Source organism: Citrobacter sp. CF971 (genome assembly GCF_006385635.1).
Classification (GTDB): Bacteria; Pseudomonadota; Gammaproteobacteria; order Enterobacterales; family Enterobacteriaceae; genus Citrobacter; species Citrobacter freundii.
Map to the genome: position 1 here is coordinate 4626290 of NZ_CP041051.1, position 23125 is coordinate 4649414.

24 protein-coding genes and 1 riboswitch are annotated in these 23125 nt (G+C 52.7%); of the genes, 8 read left to right on the forward strand and 16 right to left on the reverse strand.

Annotated features, from left to right (window positions below; genetic code table 11):
• Position 1: 1 nt before the first annotated feature.
• The 3 genes from E6P06_RS25960 to E6P06_RS25970 form a co-directional block, all read right to left on the reverse strand.
• The gene (locus E6P06_RS25960) at positions 2-886 is read right to left on the reverse strand and encodes a hypothetical protein (protein WP_223232884.1); all 885 of its coding nucleotides are present in this window, start codon (positions 884-886) and stop codon (positions 2-4) included.
• A gap of 6 nt (positions 887-892) precedes the next feature.
• Entirely contained in the window at positions 893-1372 is a 480-nt protein-coding gene (locus tag E6P06_RS25965) for an Hcp family type VI secretion system effector (protein ID WP_003837826.1), read from the reverse strand.
• Between the two features lie 236 nt (positions 1373-1608).
• Positions 1609-1968 (reverse strand): DUF2500 domain-containing protein, encoded by a 360-nt coding sequence (locus E6P06_RS25970; protein ID WP_003837824.1) that lies wholly within the window; start codon positions 1966-1968, stop codon positions 1609-1611.
• A 141-nt stretch (positions 1969-2109) separates the two neighbouring features.
• Between E6P06_RS25970 and E6P06_RS25975 the strand changes: the two genes are divergently transcribed.
• Together E6P06_RS25975 and zntA are read left to right on the forward strand one after the other, a co-directional pair.
• Positions 2110-2736, forward strand: coding sequence for a lysoplasmalogenase (locus E6P06_RS25975; protein WP_003846172.1), 627 nt, complete (start codon positions 2110-2112; stop codon positions 2734-2736).
• 74 nt (positions 2737-2810) lie between these two features.
• Positions 2811-5009: a Zn(II)/Cd(II)/Pb(II) translocating P-type ATPase ZntA gene (zntA, locus tag E6P06_RS25980; protein WP_139935839.1), complete on the forward strand. Its 2199-nt coding sequence runs from the start codon at positions 2811-2813 to the stop codon at positions 5007-5009.
• A 93-nt stretch (positions 5010-5102) separates the two neighbouring features.
• Here the strand turns inward: zntA and tusA are convergent, their stop codons facing one another.
• Positions 5103-5348, reverse strand: coding sequence for a sulfurtransferase TusA (gene tusA / locus E6P06_RS25985; RefSeq protein WP_003023404.1), 246 nt, complete (start codon positions 5346-5348; stop codon positions 5103-5105).
• A 168-nt stretch (positions 5349-5516) separates the two neighbouring features.
• Here tusA and E6P06_RS25990 point away from each other — a divergent pair, with 168 nt between their 5' ends.
• Together E6P06_RS25990 and E6P06_RS25995 are read left to right on the forward strand one after the other, a co-directional pair.
• Positions 5517-6182 (forward strand): 7-cyano-7-deazaguanine/7-aminomethyl-7-deazaguanine transporter, encoded by a 666-nt coding sequence (locus E6P06_RS25990; RefSeq protein WP_003837818.1) that lies wholly within the window; start codon positions 5517-5519, stop codon positions 6180-6182.
• A gap of 72 nt (positions 6183-6254) precedes the next feature.
• Positions 6255-6812, forward strand: a complete 558-nt coding sequence (locus E6P06_RS25995; RefSeq protein WP_003837816.1) for a DcrB family lipoprotein — start codon at positions 6255-6257, stop codon at positions 6810-6812.
• Between the two features lie 3 nt (positions 6813-6815).
• Here the strand turns inward: E6P06_RS25995 and E6P06_RS26000 are convergent, their stop codons facing one another.
• Entirely contained in the window at positions 6816-8033 is a 1218-nt protein-coding gene (locus E6P06_RS26000; RefSeq protein WP_016151126.1) for an MFS transporter, read from the reverse strand.
• 133 nt (positions 8034-8166) lie between these two features.
• Here E6P06_RS26000 and E6P06_RS26005 point away from each other — a divergent pair, with 133 nt between their 5' ends.
• The 3 genes from E6P06_RS26005 to nikR all read left to right on the forward strand — a co-directional run bounded on the left by E6P06_RS26005 (position 8167) and on the right by nikR (position 10308).
• Positions 8167-9216: an AI-2E family transporter gene (locus E6P06_RS26005; protein WP_003023393.1), complete on the forward strand. Its 1050-nt coding sequence runs from the start codon at positions 8167-8169 to the stop codon at positions 9214-9216.
• A gap of 62 nt (positions 9217-9278) precedes the next feature.
• On the forward strand, positions 9279-9857 hold the full coding sequence (gene acpT, locus E6P06_RS26010; RefSeq protein WP_003023390.1) for a 4'-phosphopantetheinyl transferase AcpT: 579 nt from the start codon (positions 9279-9281) through the stop codon (positions 9855-9857).
• A gap of 49 nt (positions 9858-9906) precedes the next feature.
• Complete coding sequence (gene nikR / locus E6P06_RS26015) at positions 9907-10308, forward strand: nickel-responsive transcriptional regulator NikR (RefSeq protein ID WP_003023387.1); 402 nt, start codon at positions 9907-9909, stop codon at positions 10306-10308.
• Positions 10309-10420: 112 nt separating this feature from the next.
• Here nikR and E6P06_RS26020 read toward each other — a convergent pair whose 3' ends face one another.
• From E6P06_RS26020 to E6P06_RS26040, 5 genes are all read right to left on the reverse strand, one after another.
• Positions 10421-10780 (reverse strand): type II toxin-antitoxin system HicB family antitoxin, encoded by a 360-nt coding sequence (locus E6P06_RS26020; protein ID WP_003837808.1) that lies wholly within the window; start codon positions 10778-10780, stop codon positions 10421-10423.
• Complete coding sequence (locus E6P06_RS26025) at positions 10777-11052, reverse strand: type II toxin-antitoxin system HicA family toxin (RefSeq protein ID WP_003837806.1); 276 nt, start codon at positions 11050-11052, stop codon at positions 10777-10779. The genes E6P06_RS26020 and E6P06_RS26025 overlap by 4 nt, the downstream gene beginning before the upstream one ends.
• A gap of 77 nt (positions 11053-11129) precedes the next feature.
• Entirely contained in the window at positions 11130-12254 is a 1125-nt protein-coding gene (locus tag E6P06_RS26030; protein WP_003837801.1) for an ABC transporter permease, read from the reverse strand.
• Positions 12254-15001 carry a ribosome-associated ATPase/putative transporter RbbA gene (gene rbbA / locus E6P06_RS26035; RefSeq protein ID WP_049025788.1) on the reverse strand — a complete coding sequence of 916 codons (2748 nt, stop codon included), beginning with the start codon at positions 14999-15001 and terminating at the stop codon, positions 12254-12256. Before rbbA ends, E6P06_RS26030 begins: the two co-directional genes overlap by 1 nt.
• A complete protein-coding gene (locus E6P06_RS26040) occupies positions 14998-16065 on the reverse strand; it encodes an HlyD family secretion protein (RefSeq protein ID WP_003023381.1) in 1068 nt (355 codons plus the stop codon). The genes rbbA and E6P06_RS26040 overlap by 4 nt, the downstream gene beginning before the upstream one ends.
• Positions 16066-16466: 401 nt before the next feature.
• A riboswitch (M-box (ykoK) riboswitch) is annotated at positions 16467-16650 on the forward strand.
• A gap of 55 nt (positions 16651-16705) precedes the next feature.
• Here E6P06_RS26040 and E6P06_RS26045 point away from each other — a divergent pair.
• Positions 16706-17719 (forward strand): magnesium transporter, encoded by a 1014-nt coding sequence (locus tag E6P06_RS26045; protein WP_057101813.1) that lies wholly within the window; start codon positions 16706-16708, stop codon positions 17717-17719.
• Between the two features lie 373 nt (positions 17720-18092).
• Here the strand turns inward: E6P06_RS26045 and pcoE are convergent, their stop codons facing one another.
• The 6 genes from pcoE to pcoB form a co-directional block, all read right to left on the reverse strand.
• Positions 18093-18527, reverse strand: coding sequence for a copper resistance system metallochaperone PcoE (gene pcoE / locus E6P06_RS26050; RefSeq protein WP_000723069.1), 435 nt, complete (start codon positions 18525-18527; stop codon positions 18093-18095).
• Positions 18528-18744: 217 nt separating this feature from the next.
• Positions 18745-20145: a copper resistance membrane spanning protein PcoS gene (gene pcoS / locus E6P06_RS26055; RefSeq protein ID WP_001211180.1), complete on the reverse strand. Its 1401-nt coding sequence runs from the start codon at positions 20143-20145 to the stop codon at positions 18745-18747.
• On the reverse strand, positions 20142-20822 hold the full coding sequence (pcoR, locus tag E6P06_RS26060) for a copper response regulator transcription factor PcoR (protein ID WP_001188930.1): 681 nt from the start codon (positions 20820-20822) through the stop codon (positions 20142-20144). The genes pcoS and pcoR overlap by 4 nt, the downstream gene beginning before the upstream one ends.
• A 54-nt stretch (positions 20823-20876) precedes the next feature.
• Positions 20877-21755 (reverse strand): copper resistance inner membrane protein PcoD, encoded by an 879-nt coding sequence (gene pcoD, locus E6P06_RS26065; RefSeq protein ID WP_229692861.1) that lies wholly within the window; start codon positions 21753-21755, stop codon positions 20877-20879.
• 55 nt (positions 21756-21810) lie between these two features.
• Entirely contained in the window at positions 21811-22191 is a 381-nt protein-coding gene (gene pcoC, locus E6P06_RS26070; RefSeq protein WP_000025662.1) for a copper resistance system metallochaperone PcoC, read from the reverse strand.
• A gap of 39 nt (positions 22192-22230) precedes the next feature.
• Positions 22231-23121: a copper resistance outer membrane transporter PcoB gene (gene pcoB, locus E6P06_RS26075; RefSeq protein WP_023063424.1), complete on the reverse strand. Its 891-nt coding sequence runs from the start codon at positions 23119-23121 to the stop codon at positions 22231-22233.
• Positions 23122-23125: the final 4 nt, after the last annotated feature.

Genomic DNA, 23125 nt, shown 5'->3' on the forward strand with positions numbered 1-23125 from the left:
ATCAATAAATTCCGCCGTAAAGTGAACCGCTATATCCCGAGTGTCGAGAGTTCCACTCTGCAATTTTTTGCTGCTCTTTCATCCCCTCACAAATACACGCTATAAGTTTGTCTGACAGCTCGTATTTTTCGTCCACTTCATTGAGGATATAAGCAATAAAGAAACCTAATGCAACAGCACAAACAATTTCTCCCCAAACCGGAACTGCTGCGCTCGTTACAATAAATGAAGATAAGAACAACACAGGGGTTCTCCCAGCTAATTTGGAGGCAAAAACACTCACAATCACCTTCGCCACATCCATCGTCACGTTTCCCAGCAATGCGGCAACGTCATGTTCGGATTTAAAGATCAACTCAATCAACCGCCAGCATGCGGAAAACCAGATGCAGAATTTGGCCCCTGACATTATGCCATTTCGAAACCCGGCGCTGCCAATGCCCACTTCAAGTACCTTAGGATGATTAATCCCGTAACGGGTTCCGTTAAGAATGCGTCGCAGAGAAGGGTAGCCAGTAATCTTCACATACAGTTTTCCCTGATAAGCATACTGCGTAGCTTTAATCCCAAGGCCTTTTAAGGTAAAGACTATCTTCCCGGCCTGCTGATAAGAAAAAAGCTTCGACAGGTTTTTAGTAGCAAAAACCGTATCTCTGATATTCCCGGCATAATTCGTCGAAAAACTGACGGGTTTACTGCCCAGCAAATCATCAATCACGCCCTGAGCCTCTTCAAGCGTTAGCAGCATAATGTGTTGTGTATTGCTATTCAGGTTATTTTTCAGCGTTCTGATTTCGTTCTCGATACGCTGATTACGCTGCCAGTTATTTCCTCTAAGAATATCTTCACGATGATTCCCTATCCAGTCATAATAGCTTTCCATCATTGCTCCTTAAAAAATTCGCTCATCCCAAAGGCTGTATGCGCTGGTTCCAGCAATAAGATGTTCCCAGGAAATAGATTCGTAAGATAGTTCAATGATTTCTTCTGGCTGACCCGCACTGTCATCGATGGTATGAGGCACCTGCAAATGGATGCTGGATATTCTGGCATTGATAAGTTTTAGCACGTAATAACACTCGTTTAAACCCGCCGGACTCGTGCGATAGAAGCTAAATTCACAGCTCAATATTTCATTGTCTGTTATGGCTTTTCCTAACAAAGGCGAGGATTTATCTACCGGCTTAATAAATGTCAAACATTGATGGTTCACATTTTGCACCCGGCTCATGCCATGGTTAACTGTCATTACCATTATCTGGTCACGATGGGCAGGTTGTGATTTATTTCCGATTGAACTTACCGAAGCACATCCAGCAGAAATCAAACCCTGCGCCTGCCCATTTAAGGCCAGCCACATTGTATTCGCCATATAAATTCCTTAGTTTATTTTTAAAAATATTTATATATACGATGAAGTTGAAATAGCAGAATAGTGAAAGGCGGGTGGAAAAATAGTGATGCAATCGATGTTTTTAGGTAAGCGATAAATATGTAACCTACAAAATAATTATCGAGAAATTAATAAAAAATATACTTCAGAAGCATTATATATTTAATTTAAATTTATTGTCGGCGCTGACGCGATAAACACAGCGCCGATCGGCATTATTGCACCGGCGTAAACCCCTCAAAACGCGAACCTTTGTAACTAAGCGTGCCTTTATCCCCGACCGTTAGCGCATGGTACTGCTGAGCATCCAGACGAAACGTCTGCTCCAGGCCGCCGTTTTGTGGCTTAAAGCTGGCTTCATAGCGCATGCTGGTTCCCGCCGGGCTCACTTCCTGTTGACGGGATCGTCGATCGTTAAGCGGTTTTTCCCGTTTGTTACTCACCACCACCTGCTTTTGCACCAGCGGCGCCGCATCATTATCGGCTTTTTCACGCCGCTGCTGAACAAAGCGAAACGACGCGGCGACAACAATTAAGATAATGATAACAATGAAAAAAAGTGGTGGTTTGCTCATAGTATTAACCCATCAGAAAATGCGGAAATAAGCATACATTGCCCGTTATGGTGTTGTCATCTGGCAGTGTCGACCTCTACACTGGACAGTAGAGCCGTAAGCACCCCGCTTACGAAAAAATAACGAATTCAAGGAACTAAGATGCTTTGGTCGTTTATCGCTGTCTGCCTTTCCGCATGGTTGTTCGTGGATGCTTCCTATCGTGGGCCCGCCTGGCAACGCTGGGTCTTTAAACCCCTGACGTTACTCCTGCTGGCGCTGCTGGCCTGGCAGGCGCCAATGTTTAACGCTATCAGCTATCTGGTGCTGGCTGGTCTGCTGGCCTCGCTGCTGGGCGATGCGCTGACGTTATTGCCGCGCCAACGCCTGCTGTACGCCGTGGGGGCATTCTTCCTGTCGCATCTGCTGTATACCATTTACTTCGCCAGCCAAATGACGCTGTCGTTCTTCTGGCCTTTGCCGTTGGTGCTGGCGGTACTGGGGGCGTTGCTGATCGCCGTGATCTGGACGCGTCTGGAAGAGTTGCGCATTGCTATTTGTACCTTTATTGGCATCACGCTGATGATGGTCTGGATGGCTGGCGAACTGTGGTTCTTCCGCCCGACCGCTCCGGCGCTGTCGGCATTTATGGGCGCATCGCTCCTGTTCATTGGCAATATTGTTTGGCTGGGTAGCCATTACCGTCGTCGCTTTCGCGCCGATAACGCCATTGCCGCCGCCTGCTACTTCGCCGGACATTTCCTGATTGTTCGTTCGTTGTATCTTTAAAATGCTTGACTCTGGAGTCGACTCCAGAGTGTATCCTCCGGTTAATACGAAATGATTATCAACCGGAGGATGCCATGTCGACACCTGATACCAGTGGCAAAAAGGCCCCACAATTTTCTTCTTTCAAGCCAGCGCCTGCGCCACAAAAGGCGGATGACTGCTGCTGCGAAGGAAGCTGCTCCACTACACCGCCCGTATCCGATACCGTACTAGGTACCCGCTATTCCTGGAAAGTGGCGGGCATGGACTGTGCAGCCTGCGCCCGCAAAGTAGAGAATGCTGTCCGCCAGGTCAGCGGCGTCAACCAGGTACAGGTTCTGTTCGCCACTGAAAAACTGGTGGTCGATGCCGGTTCCGATATCCGCCAGCAAGTTGAAAACGCGGTGCAAAAAGCAGGTTATACCCTGCGCGATGAGCACGCGACGGACGCCGCCCGCGAGTCACGTTTTAAAGAAAACCTACCGCTGATTTCGCTGATTATCATGATGGCGATTAGCTGGGGGCTGGAGCAGTTCAATCATCCCTTCGGTCAGATAGCGTTTATCGCCACCACGCTGGTCGGTCTGTATCCCATTGCCCGTCAGGCCCTGCGTCTGATGAAAACCGGCAGCTACTTTGCCATTGAAACATTGATGAGCGTGGCCGCCATCGGCGCACTGTTTATCGGCGCGACGGCGGAAGCCGCTATGGTGCTGCTGCTGTTTTTAATTGGCGAACGCCTGGAAGGATGGGCCGCCAGCCGCGCCCGTAAAGGGGTCAGCGCACTGATGGCGCTCAAACCGGAAACCGCCACGCGCCTGCGTAACGGCGAGCGCGAAGAGGTGGCTATTAATAGCCTCCGCCCTGGCGATGTTATTGAAGTTGCCGCGGGTGGGCGTTTACCTGCCGACGGCAAACTGGTCTCCGGGTTTGCCAGTTTTGATGAAAGCGCCCTGACCGGTGAATCGATCCCGGTTGAACGCGCCACCGGCGAGAAAGTCCCGGCAGGTGCCACCAGCGTGGACCGTCTGGTTACACTGGAAGTGCTCTCCGAACCGGGCGCCAGCGCCATTGATCGTATTCTGAAGCTGATTGAAGAAGCGGAAGAACGTCGCGCCCCCATTGAGCGCTTTATTGACCGTTTCAGTCGAATTTACACTCCAGCCATTATGGCGGTTGCGCTGCTGGTCACCCTCGTACCGCCGCTGCTGTTTGCCGCATCCTGGCAGGAGTGGATTTATAAAGGACTGACGCTGCTGTTGATTGGCTGTCCTTGCGCACTGGTGATTTCAACCCCCGCAGCCATTACCTCTGGTCTTGCTGCCGCGGCGCGTCGTGGGGCGTTAATCAAAGGCGGGGCCGCGCTGGAACAGTTGGGTAGAGTCACGCAGGTGGCGTTTGATAAAACCGGCACTCTGACCGTGGGTAAACCGCGCGTCACTGCGATTCACCCGGCGAGTGGTATTGGCGAAGCTGAACTGCTGGCGCTGGCGGCAGCGGTAGAGCAAGGTGCGACACACCCGCTGGCACAAGCGATTGTCCGGGAAGCACAAACACGCGAACTGACTATTCCTGTCGCAAGAGAGCAACGGGCTCTGGTTGGCTCTGGAATTGAAGCGCTGGTCAACGGCGAACGCGTGCTGATTTGCGCCGCCGGTAAGCAGCCTGCTGATGCCTTTGCCGGGCAGATAAGCGAGCTGGAAAGCGCGGGCCAAACGGTGGTGCTGGTGCTGCGTAACGATACTGTACTCGGCGTGCTGGCCCTACAGGACACGCTGCGCGACGACGCTCGCAGCGCTATCGCCGAGCTTGATCAGATTGGCGTGAAAGGCGTGATCCTGACCGGTGATAACCCGCGTGCGGCGGCCGCCATTGCCGGTGAACTGGGTCTCGAATTTAAAGCAGGACTCTTGCCGGAAGATAAGGTGCAGGCCGTTACCCATCTCAACCGACAATCGCCGCTGGCGATGGTTGGCGACGGTATCAACGATGCTCCGGCAATGAAAGCGGCTACCATCGGCATTGCGATGGGAAGCGGTACCGACGTTGCGCTGGAAACCGCCGATGCCGCCCTGACCCACAACCGCCTGCGCGGTCTGGTGCAAATGATTCAACTGGCGCGGGCCACCCACGCCAATATTCGCCAGAACATTGCGATTGCGCTGGGCCTGAAGGGGATTTTCCTCGTCACCACGCTGCTCGGGATAACCGGATTGTGGCTGGCAGTGCTGGCCGATACGGGGGCAACGGTACTGGTGACCGCTAACGCGCTGCGGTTGTTACGTAAAGGATAGTTTTTTGCCGGATGACGGCGTGGCCATATCCGGCCTACGGGTTACACGTTCTTTGTAGGCCGGATAAGCGTTAGCGCCATCCGGCAAACAAAACTAGTGACCTTTACGCAGCAGATAGCGGTACGGCAGCGAGTCGGTCTCTTTAGCCACCAGCTCATGCTCCATAAAGGTACAGAAGCCAGGAATATCGCGGGTTGTTGCCGGATCGTCGGCGACAATCAACAGTGTTTCACCGGCCTGCATGCCACGTACGGTTTTACGCACCATCATCACCGGTTCCGGGCAGCGCAGTCCCTGGGCATCAAGAGTATGGTCGGGGGAAGTAAACAGGTCGCTCATCGTCGTCTCATTCATACAAAAACGGCGTTATTTTACGCTCTGTTGTGGCGTAAGCCAATCAGGTTAACGATTGCGTGAAAAACAACCATTGCAATGTGCTCTTAAAGCAGTATCATGCGACGGTTTTTTATTGGGTTCCCTCACCCCATCCAACAAAAAGGTCACAATATGACTCCGTTTACACAAACTCAGCGCGTAAAAGCGTTGTTCTGGCTATCGCTATTTCATCTGCTGGTGATCACCTCCAGCAACTATCTGGTGCAGCTTCCAATCTCCATTTTTGGTTTCCATACCACATGGGGCGCGTTTAGCTTTCCGTTTATTTTCCTCGCGACCGACCTGACCGTGCGTATTTTTGGCGCGCCGCTGGCTCGACGTATCATCTTTGCGGTGATGATCCCCGCGTTGCTGATCTCCTATGTCGTTTCGTCCCTGTTTTATATGGGATCGTGGCAGGGATTTGGCGCACTGCTGCACTTTAACCTGTTTGTTGCCCGTATCGCCGCCGCCAGCTTTATGGCTTACGCGCTGGGACAAATTCTGGATGTGCATGTCTTTAACCGCCTGCGCCAGAACCGTCGTTGGTGGCTGGCACCGACAGCGTCCACGCTATTTGGCAATATCAGCGATACGTTGGCCTTCTTCTTTATCGCTTTCTGGCGTAGCCCGGATGCCTTCATGGCCGAGCACTGGATGGAAATCGCACTGGTCGATTACTGTTTCAAGGTGCTGATCAGCATTATTTTCTTCCTGCCGATGTACGGCGTGCTGCTGAATATGTTGCTGAAAAGGCTGGCAGATAAATCCGAAATCGCTGCATTGCAGACGAGTTAAAGGTTCATTTTCCGAGTTGTGATAAGATGGACGAATGAGCCGTTATGGCCGTTTATCGAAAGGAAGAAGTCAATGCGCAATCTGGTTAAATATGTCGGTATTGGCCTGCTGGTTATGGGGCTTGCAGCCTGTGATAATAGCGATACAAAAGCGCCAGCCGAGGGTGCTGCCGCAGAAAGTAGCGCCAGCGGACAACCGGTCAGCCTGCTGGACGGCAAACTCAGTTTTTCCCTGCCAGCGGATATGACCGATCAGAGCGGCAAGCTGGGCACCCAGGCGAACAATATGCACGTCTATTCTGACGCAACCGGCCAGAAAGCGGTGATTGTGATTGTTGGCGACAACACCAACGAAGACCTGGCCGTGCTGGCAAAACGTCTGGAAGATCAGCAGCGTAGCCGCGACCCACAGCTGCAGGTCGTCACCAATAAATCTATTGAGCTGAAAGGCCACACGCTGCAGCAGTTAGACAGCATCATCTCAGCCAAAGGCCAGACCGCTTACTCTTCCGTAGTGCTGGGTAAAGTGGACAATCAACTGCTGACCCTGCAAATCACGCTGCCTGCTGACGATCAGCAAAAAGCGCAGACTACCGCAGAAAACATCATTAACACGCTGGTTATCCAGTAACGGTTAAGACGATGACGCGGCCTCCGGTGACACCACCTGAGGCCGTTTTTTTAGCCGCCAGGTCAGCAATAGCGCCACCGCCACCAGCCCAGCTGCCGCCAGATAGATAACCGGCACGCCCGCCCACGTCATTATCAACCCGGCCAGCGGCCCGGTAACCCCCAGCGATAAATCCATAAACACCGTGTAGGTCGCCAGCGCAGCGCCCTGATTTTGCTGCGGGACGGCTTTTACCGCGACCACGCCCAGCGCCGGGAAAACCAGTGAGAACCCAGCCCCAGCCAGCAGAACGCCGATTTTCGCCATCCACGGCATGGAAGCCATCCCGACCAGCAGCAGCCCGACAATCTCGACGCTAAAGCAGATCATTGCCACATTCAGCCCGCCTAAACGGTTGATACCATTTGGGAACAACAGTCGAGTGCCGACAAATGTGCAGCTAAAAAGCGTCAGCGCGAAAGCTGCGCCGTCCCAGCCTTTGGCATCATAAAACAGGGTAATAAACGTGGCGATCACCCCAAATCCAGCGGAAGCCAGGGCCAGCGCCATACCGTACAACCAGACACGCCCGAGCACCGCGCGAAACGGCAACGGTTTGCCTTTGCTGGCCTTCACCGCAGGACGAGGGAGCGCCAGCAGTATCGCCACCAGCGCCACGCCCATCACGGTCAGCGCCAGCCCCTGTAAGCCCCCCCAGGCATAAAACAGAACGCCCAGCGGCGCGCCTATCGCCATCGCGCCATAGGTCACGATGCCATTCCAGGAAATCACCCGTCCGATATGCATTGAGCCAACAACCCCCACGCCCCACAGCGTAGAGCCAGTTCCGGCAAAGCTCTGCCCAATTCCGAGAATCACCCGCCCCAGACACAGCAGCAGCAGACTAGCCAACGGCCAGCCGTTCGTTGATCCCGCCAGCAAATAGCCCAGACCACTTAAAAAGCAGCCACACAGCCCGAATACCACAATCTTCTTTGGCCCCAGCAGGTCGGCATAGCGACCGGCATGCGGACGGCTCAGCAGCGTAGCGAAATATTGCAGGCTGATAACCAGCCCAGCCCAGAAGGCGCTGAACCCCATCACATCGTGGACGTAGCCCGGCAATACCGCGAGCGGCAGGCCGATGGTCAGATAGCTGGCGAAGTTGAACATCACCACAGAGACAATACGCAGATTAAGGCGTAAACCGCTCAGCGTCGGTTCAGCGACGGGTTCGGGCATGAAGGGTCACCACGTTTTCACAACAGTGTTTCATTTCTACCATGTTGCCGCGCAGAAATCAGCAGTCAGTTTAGGAATCTCAGCCGCAAGCCAGCCGCTACACTTAATGCAAAAACGCAAACAGGAAGAAAATATGACAACCGCTCAGCCCGATAAAACGGGTTTGCACATTTTACTCAAACTGGCTGCTTTGGTGGTGATCCTCGCCGGTATTCATGCCGCGGCGGATATCATTGTGCAACTGCTGCTGGCCCTCTTTTTTGCCATTGTATTGAATCCGCTGGTCGCCTGGTTTATTCGCCGGGGAGTACGTCGCCCGGTTGCCATTACGCTCGTAGTGGTGGTGATGCTGTTCGTCCTCACGGCACTGATCGGCGTCCTCGCGTCTTCGATCACGGAATTCATGGCCATGCTACCCAAATACAACAAGGAGCTGACACGTAAGGTCCTGCATCTGCAAGAGATGGTTCCCTTTTTAAATCTGCATATGTCCCCGGAGCGCATGCTACAACGCATGGACTCCGACAAAATAATGACCTTCACCACCACGCTGATGACAAGTCTTTCCGGCGCCATGGCCAGCGTCGTTCTGCTGGTGATGACGGTCGTCTTTATGCTGTTTGAGGTACGTCATGTTCCTTATAAGCTGCGCTTTTCGCTGAACAACCCACAAATCCATATTGCGGGGCTGCATCGGGCGCTCAAGGGCGTATCTCACTATCTGGCACTGAAAACGTTGCTCAGCTTATGGACCGGTGCCATCATCTGGCTGGGTCTGGCGCTGATGGGGATTCAGTTTGCTCTGATGTGGGGCGTGCTGGCCTTCCTGCTAAACTACGTGCCCAACATTGGCTCGGTCATTTCCGCCGTCCCGCCCATGATCCAGGCGCTGCTGTTCAACGGCATTTACGAATGCGTACTGGTTGGCGCACTGTTCCTGGTGGTGCATATGGTCATTGGCAATATCCTCGAACCCCGCATGATGGGGCATCGGCTGGGATTATCGACGCTTATCGTCTTCCTCTCTTTGCTGGTATGGGGATGGCTGCTCGGCCCGGTAGGCATGCTGCTCTCTGTGCCGCTAACCAGCGTGTGTAAAATCTGGATGGAAACGACCACAGGTGGCAGCAAACTGGCAATTTTGCTTGGACCCGGCAGGCCCAAAAGTCGATTACCGGGATAAACTTGCAAACAGCATGTGAAGAGTGGTACACAACCCCATTATTATTAAAGGTTAGTCCTGATATGTACCGGATCGTTCTTGGGAAAGTTTCTGTTTTAAGCGCTGGCGAACTGCCTGCCGCGATGAAAGAGCAAGCGCCGCAAGGTGTTCGCCGTGCGCGCTGGCTGGCTGGTCGCGTGCTGCTTTCCCATGCCCTTTCGCCATTACCGAACATCATCTATGGCGAGCAAGGAAAACCGGCCTTTTCCGCCGACACGCCGCTGTGGTTCAATCTCAGCCATAGCGGCGATGACATCGTCCTGCTGCTCAGCGACGAAGGGGAAGTCGGCTGCGATATTGAAGTTATTCGCCCGCGCGATAACTGGCAAACGCTGGCAAATACGGTATTCAGTCTTGGGGAACACGCTGAAGTTGAAGCCGAACACCCGGAGCAACAGCTGGCGGCGTTCTGGCGCATCTGGACGCGTAAAGAAGCTATCGTGAAACAGCGCGGCGGCAGTGCCTGGCAAATCGTCAGCGTCGACAGTACCGCACTGACCTCCTCACTCTCCGTCAGCCAGTGCCAGATCGATACCCTGAGCCTGGCGGTTTGCACCCCCACGCCATTTACCCTGACCGCCGACGCCGTACACAGGCTGTAATGTTTTCATTCCCGTGCGCCGCCGCGCAATATCGTAAGGTTGAAATCTGATGCAACGTATCACCATCACACTTGATGACGATTTATTAGAAACGCTCGACGGCCTGAGTCAGCGCCGTGGCTACAACAACCGTTCCGAAGCGATCCGCGATATTCTGCGCGGCGCACTGGCGCAGGAAACCACTCAGGAGCACGGCACTCAGGGCTTCGCGGTGCTCTCGTATGTTTATGAGCATGAGAAGCGTGACCTGGCGAGCCGCATTGTTTCTACCCAACACCACCACCACGATTTATCGGTCGCCACGCTGCACGTGCACATCAATCATGACGACTGCCTGGAAATCGCCGTACTAAAAGGCGACATGGGCGATGTACAGCATTTTGCCGATGACGTGATCTCCCAACGCGGCGTGCGCCACGGTCATTTGCAGTGCCTGCCGAAAGAAGAGTAATTGCCTGTTTCGTTGCCGGATGGCGGCTACGCATTATCCGGCCTACTCCGTTACCGTTTGTAGGCCAGGCAAGCGAAGCCCCCCTGGCAATAATGAGCAAACCAACTAGCAACTATGCCTGTTTGAGACTTTTGCTGAGCGTTTCGATGATCCATGTATTGACTGATACCTGTTCTTCCGCTGCCGCAAAACTTAAACGTTCTCCGAAAGACTCTGGATAGCGCAGAGTAAACGTCTTCAGCTTTTCCGGGTTTGCGTAAGGTTCTATCCCTGCGGCAGAGCAATCATCAAGATACTCTCGTAAGGAGATCTCCCCCTCTTTTTGCAGCCCCTGAATGCTGTCAGAGACAAAATCACAATAGCCTGACAATCCCAGGAACTTACCGCGAAACGCATTAAGCTCAGGGACATAATTAATCACCGCAGGTTGACCGGCGATTTCCATTGAGTTTGGCGTTTTGGGTTTGATCATGGTTTTACCCCTATACTTGTTAACCAGTCACGTACGTTTTCGACCGCGCCTTTATCTGTATCCGGAGAAGGATGTGGTCTATGAAAACTCGCAATGCTCTTATTTAAAAGAAATTTACATCGCGAGCCTCGTCCTTCTTTGATTTCGCCACCTAACGCCTTGATCAGTGACTCAATTTCCGACCACTTGATTCCCTGCGGCGTCGGTGCTTTAAAAAGCTGATCCAGCGTGTTCTTTTGCTTTTTGCGTAAAGACAACACTTTTTCCTTCATCGCATGTCCTTATGACTTCATCCTTTGAAGTCATATTATAACAGCATACAATGCAGTCAAGATATGAAGCCAACCAATTACGCCATCGTGCCAATCGTCTTTCTAAAGCGCAGCAGCGCTATCAGGAAGAACGCGCTGCCAATCGCCAACAGCGTCAGAAACTGCGGCCAGACGATGCCAAATCCAGCGCCGCGGTAAAGTATCGCCTGCGCGAGGCTGACAAAATGGGTAGTTGGCATAGTCAGCATTATGTCCTGCACCGCCTGCGGCATGCTTTCACGCGGTGTAGAACCACCAGAGAGCATCTGTAGCGGCAGCAGTACCAGAATCATCAGTAACCCCAGTTGCGGCATAGAGCGCGCCAGCGTGCCCATAAAAATACCGATCGAGGTGGTGGCGAACAGGCTCAGCGCCACGCCCAGCATAAACAGCGGTATCGAACCTTCAATGGGTACGCCGAGCACGCCTTTTACCATCAGCATCAGCGATAAACCGGAAACCACCAGCACCACCAGACCCATCGACCAGATTTTTGCCATCATGATCTCAAACGGCGTCACCGGCATAACCAGCAGATGTTCTATTGTCCCGTGCTCGCGCTCGCGGATCAGCGCCGACCCGGTAAGCACGATCGCCAGCATGGTGATGTTGTTGATAATCGCCATCACCGCGCCAAAGCGGGCGGGTTCCAGATTAGGGTTAAAGCGCATACGCATTTCCAACGCCACCGGCGGCTCATTGTTGTCACGGTAACGCGCCACAAAGCTGTTCACCTCGCCGCTGATGATATTCTGGATATAGCTGTTGCCGGTAAAGGCCTGGCTCATCCGCGTGGCATCGACGTTAACCTGTATATCCGGCTGCCGACCGGCCAACACATCACGCTGAAAATCAGGTGGAATGTTCACGGCAAAGGTGTAGCGCCCGGCGTCCAGTCCGGCATCCATCTCATCAGCGGTGATCATCTCCGGCGGTAAAAACCACGGGCGATAAAAGCTGTTCACAATCCGGTTCGACAACTGCGACTGGTCCATATCGGCAATAGCAATCGGAGCCAAATGCAGCGAACCCGGCAGGACGGTCGCGGAAGAATAAACCGAAATCGTGAAGGCAAAGACGATCAGCGTCAGCATCGCTTTGTCACCCAGCAGGCTGCGCAACTCTTTGATGCCGAGGTTATAAATATTGCGTAATCGGCGCATCACCCCTCCTGTTTTTTCAGCAGTAATACGCTCAGACCAATCACCACCGGAATGGCTACCGCCAGCGGAATAAACAGCTGCCAGAGATCGGTCAGATCCAACGCTTTAGAGAACGTCCCACGCGCGATGGTCAGAAAATGGCTGGTCGGGTAAATTTCACCAATCCAGCGTCCAGGCCCTTCGAGCGAGGCGACCGGATCGATCATCCCGGAAAACTGCGTCGCCGGGATCAGCGTAATAATCGCCGTACCAAAAATAGCCGCGATCTGGCTTTTCATAAACGTGGAAATTAACAGACCCAGCCCGGTGGCAATGGTGACGTACAGCAGCGCGGCCAGCGTCAGGGTTAAAAAACTCCCTTTATGCGGGACGCCGAACACAAACACCGACAGCGCACACAGCAGCAGGAAGTTCAGCATCCCCAGCACGATGTACGGCAACTGTTTGCCGAGTAAAAACTCGCTGCGGGTCGTGGGCGTAACGTACAGGTTGATAATCGACCCCAGCTCTTTCTCACGCACTACGCTGAGGGCGCTGAGCATCGAGGGGATCATCATCAGCAGCAGCGGGATCACCGCCGGAACAATCGCCGGCAGACTCTTTACATCCGGGTTGTAACGATAGCGAGTTTCAATGGTCATCAGCCCGTTTTGCCCACTGGCATTGGGTTGACGCGCCATCACATCCTGCAGCCAGGTCTGGTGCATCGCCTGTACGTAGCCTCTGACCGTTTCAGCGCGGCTCGGCATTGCGCCATCGACCCAGACGCCAATCTTCACCGGCGTGCCACGCGCGATATCGCGGCCAAAGTTTGGCGGGATCTCTATTGCTACCGCCACTTCGCCCGAACGCATCCGTTTGTCCAGCTCGTCATAACTGGTGAGCGGCGGCTGTTCGATAAAATAGCGCGATCCCGCCAGATTCAGCGTCCACGCCTGGCTGCTGACGGTCTGGTCACGATCGAGCACCGAAAAACGCAGGTTTTCCACATCCATGCTGATGCCGTAGCCCATGATCAGCATCAGGATCACTGTGCCCATCAGCGCCAGGGTTGAACGTACCGGATCGCGTCGTAGTTCCAGCGCTTCACGGCGGCTGTAGCTGAACAACCGCCGCAGGCTAAAGCCCTGCCGCGGCGGCTGACTATTTTCATGCGCTATCGGAACATTGGCTGGCGGTAACTGAGCTTCCGGAGCCGGGCCTGCCGCTTCCTGTAACCAGGAGATAAACGCCTCTTCCAGACTGGCGGCGCCACGCTGTTTCACCAGTTCCTGCGGCGTGCCGCTGGCCAGTACTTTTCCGGCGTGCATCAGCGACATCCGGTCGCAGCGCTCCGCTTCGTTCATAAAGTGGGTGGAGATAAAAATGGTCACTTTGTCCTGCCGCGACAGATCGACCATCAGTTGCCAGAACATGTCCCTCGCCACCGGATCGACCCCGGAGGTCGGCTCATCAAGAATGAGCATTTCCGGGCGATGGATCACCGCCACCGCCAGCGACAGGCGTTGACGGATCCCCAACGGCAGCGCGCCGGGCAACGCGTCTTCGACATCGGTCAGCGAAAAACGCTCGCTCATCTCTTGTACACGCCCGGGGATTTCCGCTTCGGGGATATGGAACAGCCGCGCGTGTAGTTCGAGGTTTTGCCGGACGGTCAGCTCGCTGTAGAGCGAAAACGCCTGCGACATATAGCCCACCCGGCGGCGGGTATCGATATTCTTCGGGTCAACCGCTTGCCCAAACAACCAGGCCTCACCTTCGCTTGCGGGTAGCAGACCGGTGAGCATCTTCATGGTGGTGGATTTACCGCAGCCGTTGGAGCCGAGAAAACCGAAGATTTCCCCGCGCGGAATACGAAAGTTAACGTGGTCAACGGCGACAAACTTACCGAAGCGCATAGTCAGGTCTTTCGCCTCAATGGCAATCTCTTCCTGCTCAGCGTGATACGGCGGGATCACCACCGGCTTATGCGCCTGGCGCTGGGCTTCAGGTAGCAGCGCGATAAACGCCTGCTCCAGCGTGTTGCTGTTGGTTTGTTCGCGTAGCTGCTGGGCGCTCCCGGTGGCTAACACCTCCCCGGCGTTCATCGCTACCAGCCAGTCAAAGCGCTCGGCTTCTTCCATGTAAGCGGTCGCAACCAGCACGCTCATGTTGGTCTGCCGCTGGCGAATGCTGTTAATTAGATCCCAGAACTGGGCGCGGGACAGCGGATCGACCCCGGTGGTGGGTTCATCGAGAATTAACAGTTCCGGGTCGTGGATTAACGCGCAGCACAGCCCCAGTTTTTGCTTCATCCCGCCCGAGAGTTTCCCGGCGGGACGGTCGCGAAACGGTGCCAGGCCGGTGCTGTTCAGCAGCTCGGTAATCCGCGCTTCGCGTTCCGCTTTATCATGACCAAACAGCCGGGCAAAGAAATCGACGTTCTCATACACCGACAGCGTATGGTACAGGTTTTTCCCTAACCCCTGCGGCATCCAGGCAATGCGCGGGCAGACATCCCGTCGATGTTTTGGGTCGCGCATATCGCCGCCCAACACCATCACGTTGCCGTGTTCAATGACCCTCGCGCCGGAGATGAGCGACAGCAGGCTCGATTTTCCGACGCCATCCGGGCCAATAAGCCCCACCATACAGCGGGCAGGGATATCCAGCGTGATGTTGTTTAGCGCGACCGTTTTCCCGTAATGCTGACTCACGCCGTCAAGGTGCGCCACGGGAGGAACGGGAACCAGCGCCAGATGCGTCATTGCGGCAACCTCACCACCAGGTCGTCAGGCCAGGGACGATTTTCATCAACACGCACCCACGCCATGCCCGGCAGACCGGTTTTCACGTACTCCAGATGCTGCTGCAACAGCTCTGGCGGGATACGCGCTTTAACGCGGAACATCAGCTTCAGCCGTTCATCACTGGTTTCGACCGTTTTCGGTGTGAACTGCGCAACACTAGCCACAAAGCTAATGGTCGCCGGAATACGCAGATCCGGCGCGGCATCCAGCACCAGGCGAGCTTCACCACCAATCTTCAATAAACCAGCCTGTTCGGTAGGTAAGAAGAACGTCATGTAGACATCGCTGAGATCGACCATATTCAGTACGCGACCGCCCGCGGAAAGCACCTCGCCCGGTTCGGCGACACGGTACTGCACGCGACCATCGCGCGGGGCTTTCAGCTCGCTGTCATCAATATCAGCGGCTATGCGACGTTCGGTGGCCTGCGCGGCTTCTACGCGGGTTTGCGCCTGAATGATGCTGGTACGAGCGGCTTCAATTGCGGCTTTTGCCGCAGAGACCTGCGCCTTTGCGGATTCCAGTGCCGCGCGAGCGCTTTCAGCCGCAGCCCTGTCGTCATCCAGTTGTTGCTCGGATACAGCCCCACGCAGGGATAGCGAACGGGAGCGAACGTGACGTTTAGAGACCGACTGCAGTTCCGCCTCTCGCTGTTTTACCACCGACTGCGCGGCGCGCATTTCACTTTGCCGCTGTTCCAGCAGCGCTCGTGCCGCCGCCACCGCGCTTTCGGCTTCTTTGATTTGTGCGACAGCTTCCAGTCGCTGCTCCTGCAGCACGCGGGTATCCATTTTCGCCAGTACCTCGCCCTGACGAACGAACTGTCCTTCCGATACGAGGATCGTATCGATACGCCCGGCAATTTTGGTGGCAATATCCACTTCGGTAGCTTCTATTCTGCCGTTGCTGGCCGCGAAACCTTCCGGAATCCCCGCAGGACGCAACATCCACCATGCTATTGCAGCAACCACCACCACAATACCCGCGCCCCACCACACCAGATGACGCTTAATCTTTTCCATATCCGACCCGCCGTAATCCCTGTTATCAAACGATGCGTGTCACAAAGCCCACTGAACAGCTATTCAGCGGGAGATTCCATCCGGGATGAGAAGGAATGAGAAATAATGGCCAGAGTGCGGACAGGCGTTATAGCAACGCACACCGCGAAGGAAGTGAGTGACGAAAATGCTGCGAAATCGGGTACTAATGTTGTCATCATCAGCGTTCCTGGCCGGAAATGAAACACGCATACTCATAACTGCTGTCTATTGAATACTAACACCTGGATTCAATATGTCTATTCGGTTGTCGTTTCCAGTTCAGCCCTGGCACAAGAAATATTTCGTATATCAACGATTGATAAACAATCGCAACTATAAACATAATCAATGATTAGGCATCCCTATAATAGCGGCTCATTTACCGATCTCGTTATGGCGAGGCTCCTGTACAAATACAAGTTACCGCCCTGTTGGTATCGAGAGAGACCACTCAGGGAAATACAGGCATCCATCGAATCAAGGTGTTGCCAAGGTAACTTCTGACGATTTCACCATCGGACAGATACGTTGTTCAGTGCTAAAACCAGGACGTAGGGATCTGCCTGTGCTAACCCTGTCTTGTTCGCCCCTATGAGAGATTTTTATAGGGAATTACACCATGTCATCTATGCCACTCTGCGCCGCTCATCATCCTATGCCGGATTTCAATGGCGACGCTATCGCCCAATATATGCGCACCGATTTTATTACTCTGCCGGACCATCTCAGCGTGAACGGCGCTCGCGAGTACTTTGTCTCCCAACTCACAACGGATGACATCCCAGGCCAGGTCTTTGTTGTGGCTGGAAAAGCGCTGCGCGGGGTGTTATCCATCAAGCGCTTATTGCAGGAAAAAGATACGTCGCTGAACATCAACCATCTTATGGACAGCTGTTTATTTCATGTAAAGCCTGATGATGAACGGGCGCAGGTCGTTGCCGAGTTAGCCGAACGCGAAGTCGATCTGGTTGCTGTCGTTGAGAGAGGTGAGCTGGTCGGTTGTCTGATGGAAAAAGAGATCGCTCATCTACAGGAAGATGATGTTACCGAAGACGTTCAGCTTCAGGGCGCCACGCTACCGCTGGAAAAACCCTATCTGGAAATTAGTCCGTGGACATTGTGGAAAAAACGTTCGGTCTGGCTCCTGCTGCTGTTTGTCGCAGAAGCCTATACCAGCAGCGTGCTTCAGCATTTTGAAGAGGCGCTGGAATCTGCAATTGCCCTGGCCTTTTTTATTCCGCTATTAATTGGTACTGGCGGCAACAGCGGTACGCAGATCACTTCGACGCTGGTACGTTCAATGGCGCTGGGAGAAGTGCGGCTGCGCGATATGGGTCGGGTGATCCGCAAAGAAGTTTCAACTTCGCTGCTGATCGCTCTGACGCTGGGCCTGGCAGGGTGCTTGCGCGCGTGGATGATGGGCATCGGTATGGAAATCACGCTGATCGTCAGCCTGACGCTGGTTTGCATTACGCTGTGGAGCGCCGTGGTGTCATCAGTGATCCCCATGGTGCTCAAGCGTATCGGCATTGATCCCGCCGTGGTTTCAGCCCCGTTTATCGCCACGCTTATCGACGGTACCGGGTTAATTATCTACTTTAAAATCGCCCAGCACTTTCTTGGTCTGAACTAATGATAACGCCCGGCAGCTCAGGTTGTCGGGCGTCACAGTCAGGCTGGCTGTGTAGAGACATTAAAGTTGTATCCTTTAACCTGAAAAAGACTTTAAAGTTGTAAAGTTTAAAAAAAAACACATACAAAACATGATGCTAAGTGTGTATCACACGCTGTTCCAACATTATGCCTTGATGTTCTTGCAGGAACTGCAATTTACAGGAGGAAAAAGGTGTTTTTGTAGTTATCTGGCGTTACGTGACAGTGTTGGTCAGATACTTCCACCTCTTCAGAGTTAAAGTTTGATATATGGGAAAAAAAAACGCTCCCGGACGGGAGCGTAAGTCAGTGACTTCGGCGTCAAATGAGGGTCTAACAAGTGGAGCTGCGGGTTAATTCTGGGTGATCTGACTGCGATGCTTATCAGCCTGCTGCTGGTGAACAACGGAAGACTGACCATTATTCGCCTTCTCATGTACAGCTGCGGCCTTCTCATGCTCGCTCATTTCAGAAAATGACTTTGCTGTTTCGTTGGTAGCTCCGGGTTTAGCTTTCATCATTTTTTTATGCATTTCAGCCATGTCCTGGTGGGCAGCAGAATTGCTGTTTTGCATCATGTCATGGGACATTGCGGCCTGATCGTGACTGCTCATATCCATCATTGTCATGCTGTCTCCCTGAATTGCACTTTTTTCAGCAGATGACTGCATCTGGTGGGCAGGTGCCTGTGCATTATTTACCTGGTCATGCATGTTCATTGTCTCTGCAGCCATGGCAGATGAAGCGGCAGCCATAATGGCAACAAATGATACGAGAATCTTTTTCATGGTTGGGTCTCCGGTGTTTACATACCCAAACAATCAATGGCTTATAACAGAGAAAGCAGTTGATCTCAGGGCGGGTTAATCATCACTCCAGGAACCAGGTGATTGTGTTATCACGCTGCTCCTGATTTATGAATAATTATAAAAAACCGCCTCTGTTTATCGCGTGACTGAATGATGACAATTTTGTCACCTTCCAGGTTTCTCCTGAACAACGGGATTAATCCATTAACAGGCGCACTTTGAACACAATTTCACGCCCCTGCTGTTCTGCTGACAGCTCGCCGCCGTGAGCATGAATGATCGACCTTGTAATTGATAATCCCAGCCCCGCGCCTTCCGTGTTGTAGAACCTTGATGAGTCTGCGCGATAGAACCGGTCAAACAAACGTTCCAGATTAGCGGGAACCTGGCCGGACATCGTATTCGTAATCATCACGTTCACACAGTCACTGTCACGCTCAAGGTGTATCGCTGTACAGGTGTTATCGGGAGAATACTTGATTGCATTGGAAAGCAGGTTACTGAAAGCACGTCGGAGCATATCGCTGTCTCCGGCAACAACGCCCTCTCCTTCAACCGTGATTGTCTTTCCTGTTTCGTCTGCCAGGGGCTCGAACAACTCACGTAATTCATTCAGTTCGGCTGCCAGATCCACATCATGTTTATCCAGCCGCAGCAGACCATGCTCTGAACGTGCCAGAAAAAGCATGTCACTGGTCATTCGTGACAACCTTTTCAGTTCTTCCAGGTTAGCGAATAAAATTTCGCGGTAATGCGAAACATCCCTTTCCTTAGCCAGTGCAAACTGCGTCTGCATCATCAGATTACTGACTGGTGTGCGCAGCTCATGCGCGATGTCAGACGAGAAATCTGACAGTTTCCGGAATGCCCCCTCCAGGCGATCAAACATATTATTGAACTCCTGCATGGTCTCAGAGATTTCCGGCGGAGCCAGATCGGGATTTAGACGCTGATCCAGGCTGTGTACGGTCATGGAGGAAGCCAGACTGGTCATTTCCCGTAGCGGTTTCAGACCAATACGTGTGGTCAGCCAGCCCAGAAAAACAGAAATAAAGACCAGACCGATATTGAACCAGAACAGCCAGGTACTGAGTTTGTCCATAAACAGGGTGTGATACCCAGTATCCGTGGCAACCGTAATGATGACATGTTTGCTTTTACCCTGTTCCGGCGTCACGGCAACCCGCCGCGAGATACTGCGGTACACGGTGTTATTTTCTTCCGTCTGGATCATATAGTCGAGAATATCACCCGACTTATTAAGCAGGACCGCTGGAACAACAGAATTTTTGGCATAGAGTTCAACAATTTTTTCATTTTCCATGTTTTTTATAGAAATGAATAAGCCATTGTGCCCCACCATCGCATCGTTTATTTTTTCTGATAATGACTTAATATCCGTTTTGTTCCTGAACGTCTCTGTTTTAAGAAACTCTTCGGTGAGCTGAAGTTTACCTGTCAGAAAATCGCGGTCCTGATTATCGAAATAGCCATTAAGGGTGCTAATCAGGATAAAACTTGATAACCACCATACCGTAAGCATCACCGCAGAAAAAATCAGGCTCAGGCGTGTGGTCAGGGAAATTTTGAACCTCACTCTTCTCTGATCTCCAGGACATATCCGGCACCGCGAACGGTATGGATCAGTTTTGGCTCAAAGTCATCATCAATTTTACTTCTCAGACGTCTCACGGCGACATCAATCACATTCGTATCACTGTCAAAATTCATGTTCCAGACCAGGGACGAGATAAGACTCCTGGGTAACACTTCTCCGGTGCGTTGCAGCAGCAACTCAAGCAGAACGTATTCTTTACCGGTGAGATGGATCTTCTTCCCCGAACGGATCACGGTCCGGCGCACCATATCAACGGTCATATCGGCGATGGTGCAGACTGTTGCGGCCTGCGAGCGTGCCCGGCGCAGTAGGGTTCTTACACGTGCAACCAGCTCCGTAAAATCAAAGGGCTTAATCAGGTAGTCATCTGCGCCAAGCTCCAGTCCTTTCACTTTGTCCCGCACGTTGTCCTTTGCGGTTAAAAACAGGACCGGTTCTTCGTGCCCGGACTCCCTCAGTGCGCTGATGATTTGCCACCCGTCGAGGAAAGGCAGCATCACGTCCAGTATTATCAAATCATACTGTCCCTTCGACGCGGCCCCGAGACCATCGCGGCCATTATTAAAGAGATCGGCCTGATAGCCTTCCTCAACCAGTCCCTGCTGCAGGTAACGACCTGTTTTTTGTTCGTCTTCAACGATTAAAATACGCTGCATGGTCAACTCGCTGATATGAAAGTAAAAATCTCACGCATGAGCTTTGGCTGTCCCCTAGCTGACCTGAGACGGAGCAAGCATTCCGAGCCACGCTACGGCGCCCAGAATGATAATCGCAACAACGAATTCTGTCAGGATGCTGTTTCGCATCAGGGCAACGCTGCGATCATAATTCCCTTCCCTGACCATAACTTCAAGCCGGGGACCCAGGTGAAACCGGTTTGCTGCAGCCAGAAGAAGCATCAGAACAAACAGAGCCGTCTTGGCAAGCAATATCCTCCCCCAGGAACTGTTGAATAAGGGAGTTAAGTTACCCTCAGCAATATACAGATAGTTGACCAGCGCACTCAGGATCAGGGCTACAACAATCACCGTTCCTGCCGTGGCAAATTTTGCCAGGGAGTCAGATATCACAATGACGCTCTGTGCATTATGCTCGTTTCTGCGCATCAGCAGGATAGCAAATGCAACCAGAGCACCTGTCCAGGCACCTGCAGCGCCGAGATGGGTCAGATCGCTCAGTAAATGGAGATAGTAATGCAGACCGTCATGCATAACGGCGTGTCCTCCCCAGGCAAGTGTAGCCAGCGCCACGCCCCCACTCATCGTCATCAGCAGGCAGGACAATACTCTCTTATTAGTGTAAAGGAACAAAGCACCGAGTGTGGTAAACAGGGCACAGAGCCTGACAATCCAGCTAATACCCACATCAGTTTCTTCTATCACCATCTCGATAACATGGATGGATAATTCTCTGAGGTCAGTTACTCCACTCATGGCATTAGATACCAGGAGCATATTAATGCCAGTAAGAATGATGCCTGTAACAACAGCAAAGGTTATAAACGACCTGAAATTAGTCAGGTTATAGGTTTCATGTCTGACACCGCTTATTCCATATATCTGAAAAAATGGCAATCCAAATATTACCATCAAATCCAGATAAAGAAGAAAACGAATAACAATCATAATCAGGTCGTTCATAATATTACTTCACTGTAAAGGTGTAATTACCGGTAATAGGGTGCGTATCTGAAGAAACCGCGCGCCAGTCAACACGATAAGTGCCAGCGGGTAAAGGCTCTCGCGGAATAATGACCATCGATTTAGGGTCAGCGCCTGGCGCCACTTTTGCCGCGACCGGCATCGGAGAATGTGATGACATGCCTTTCATACCCGTCATCGTTAATTTTGCACCTGAGAATTTCACGGTCAGATTTTCCGAGAAATTAAGCTGAATCTTTTCCGGGGCCGCTACGGCTGAATCAGCCTGTGGCACAGAGCTTTTTAATTCCGGATGGGCCATAGCAGAGAAAGCAACGCCCATAACGAGGCCACCTGTAAGAATGGCTTTATTTAAAATCGACATTTTATTTACCTGTTTAGTTGAGTGTTTTATATCAGTGCGTTAAAACCAGATTCTGGCTCCCGCCAGGAATACTACCTGATGGTCTTTCTCACCTTCTCTTTTCGCCATATCGGATGTTTTCCCGTAAAGTTGATTCCAGGAAACGCCTATATAGGGTGCAAACTCACGGCGTATTTCATAGCGCAGCCGGAGCCCCAGCTCTGTGTCAGTCAGTCCCCTGCCGCGACCCCGCGATTCATCATCCTGACTGTAGAAATTCACCTCATAGGATGGCTGGAGTATGAGCCGGTTAGTCAGTAAAACGTCGTATTCTCCTCCCAGACGAAGGGCTGCTTTTCCGCCATTACTGACAAAACCCGTAATTTCAGACTCAAAATTATAGAGTGCCAGCCCCTGAAAACCGACAGCAGCCCAGGTCCGGGCAGAAGCAGGTCTGAAATCCTGCCTGACACCCGTAACCAAATCCCACCATGGGCCAACCGCATGTCCCCAGAGTAACTGCGCTTCAGCCGCCTCCGTTTCCCCATTGCTTCGTTCACCTTCACTCTTTAGCCAAATCCGATCTGTGTCGCCTCCAATCCAGCTGTTAACACTCCAGCTGAAATTGTTGGTGTTATCCGACCGTTGCCATTCCAGTTGATCCAGCAGAACCAGATAATTAATCGCACTGTCGTGAATCGCATGCCCCTGTAAATTGCCGAATGCAGCCTTCCGGTCGGCATCGGTAACAGGCGGAATTGGCGTTCTGCTCTCAGTTACAATGGGCTCCATTGACGTCATCTCAGTGAAATTCTCATCTGCTGGCATCTGCATGGCAGACATGTCGTGCCCGGCGTGGGGATCTGCAGAGACGGAGCCCGCCGCAATAGAAAGCTGTGAGGTAAACAAACCGGCGACCAGAACAGGTATGGCCTTCAAATTTCTCTTCATTCGC

Bases quoted from the DNA above. Each gene is read 5' to 3' on its own strand.
- E6P06_RS26000 (WP_016151126.1), bottom strand. From the start codon at position 8,033: ATGCCCGAACCCGTCGCTGAACCGACGCTGAGCGGTTTACGCCTTAAT.
- E6P06_RS25965 (WP_003837826.1), bottom strand. From the start codon at position 1,372: ATGGCGAATACAATGTGGCTGGCCTTAAATGGGCAGGCGCAGGGTTTG.
- pcoD (WP_229692861.1), bottom strand. From the start codon at position 21,755: ATGGTAATATTTGGATTGCCATTTTTTCAGATATATGGAATAAGCGGT.
- zntA (WP_139935839.1), top strand. From the start codon at position 2,811: ATGTCGACACCTGATACCAGTGGCAAAAAGGCCCCACAATTTTCTTCT.
- pcoE (WP_000723069.1), bottom strand. From the start codon at position 18,527: ATGAAAAAGATTCTCGTATCATTTGTTGCCATTATGGCTGCCGCTTCA.
- tusA (WP_003023404.1), bottom strand. From the start codon at position 5,348: ATGAGCGACCTGTTTACTTCCCCCGACCATACTCTTGATGCCCAGGGA.
- pcoB (WP_023063424.1), bottom strand. From the start codon at position 23,121: ATGAAGAGAAATTTGAAGGCCATACCTGTTCTGGTCGCCGGTTTGTTT.
- E6P06_RS25975 (WP_003846172.1), top strand. From the start codon at position 2,110: ATGCTTTGGTCGTTTATCGCTGTCTGCCTTTCCGCATGGTTGTTCGTG.
- E6P06_RS26040 (WP_003023381.1), bottom strand. From the start codon at position 16,065: ATGGAAAAGATTAAGCGTCATCTGGTGTGGTGGGGCGCGGGTATTGTG.
- E6P06_RS26045 (WP_057101813.1), top strand. From the start codon at position 16,706: ATGTCATCTATGCCACTCTGCGCCGCTCATCATCCTATGCCGGATTTC.
- E6P06_RS26030 (WP_003837801.1), bottom strand. From the start codon at position 12,254: ATGCGCCGATTACGCAATATTTATAACCTCGGCATCAAAGAGTTGCGC.
- E6P06_RS25970 (WP_003837824.1), bottom strand. From the start codon at position 1,968: ATGAGCAAACCACCACTTTTTTTCATTGTTATCATTATCTTAATTGTT.
- pcoR (WP_001188930.1), bottom strand. From the start codon at position 20,822: ATGCAGCGTATTTTAATCGTTGAAGACGAACAAAAAACAGGTCGTTAC.
- rbbA (WP_049025788.1), bottom strand. From the start codon at position 15,001: ATGACGCATCTGGCGCTGGTTCCCGTTCCTCCCGTGGCGCACCTTGAC.
- E6P06_RS25995 (WP_003837816.1), top strand. From the start codon at position 6,255: ATGCGCAATCTGGTTAAATATGTCGGTATTGGCCTGCTGGTTATGGGG.
- pcoC (WP_000025662.1), bottom strand. From the start codon at position 22,191: ATGTCGATTTTAAATAAAGCCATTCTTACAGGTGGCCTCGTTATGGGC.
- E6P06_RS26005 (WP_003023393.1), top strand. From the start codon at position 8,167: ATGACAACCGCTCAGCCCGATAAAACGGGTTTGCACATTTTACTCAAA.
- E6P06_RS26020 (WP_003837808.1), bottom strand. From the start codon at position 10,780: ATGATCAAACCCAAAACGCCAAACTCAATGGAAATCGCCGGTCAACCT.
- E6P06_RS26025 (WP_003837806.1), bottom strand. From the start codon at position 11,052: ATGAAGGAAAAAGTGTTGTCTTTACGCAAAAAGCAAAAGAACACGCTG.
- E6P06_RS25960 (WP_223232884.1), bottom strand. From the start codon at position 886: ATGATGGAAAGCTATTATGACTGGATAGGGAATCATCGTGAAGATATT.
- E6P06_RS25990 (WP_003837818.1), top strand. From the start codon at position 5,517: ATGACTCCGTTTACACAAACTCAGCGCGTAAAAGCGTTGTTCTGGCTA.
- acpT (WP_003023390.1), top strand. From the start codon at position 9,279: ATGTACCGGATCGTTCTTGGGAAAGTTTCTGTTTTAAGCGCTGGCGAA.
- nikR (WP_003023387.1), top strand. From the start codon at position 9,907: ATGCAACGTATCACCATCACACTTGATGACGATTTATTAGAAACGCTC.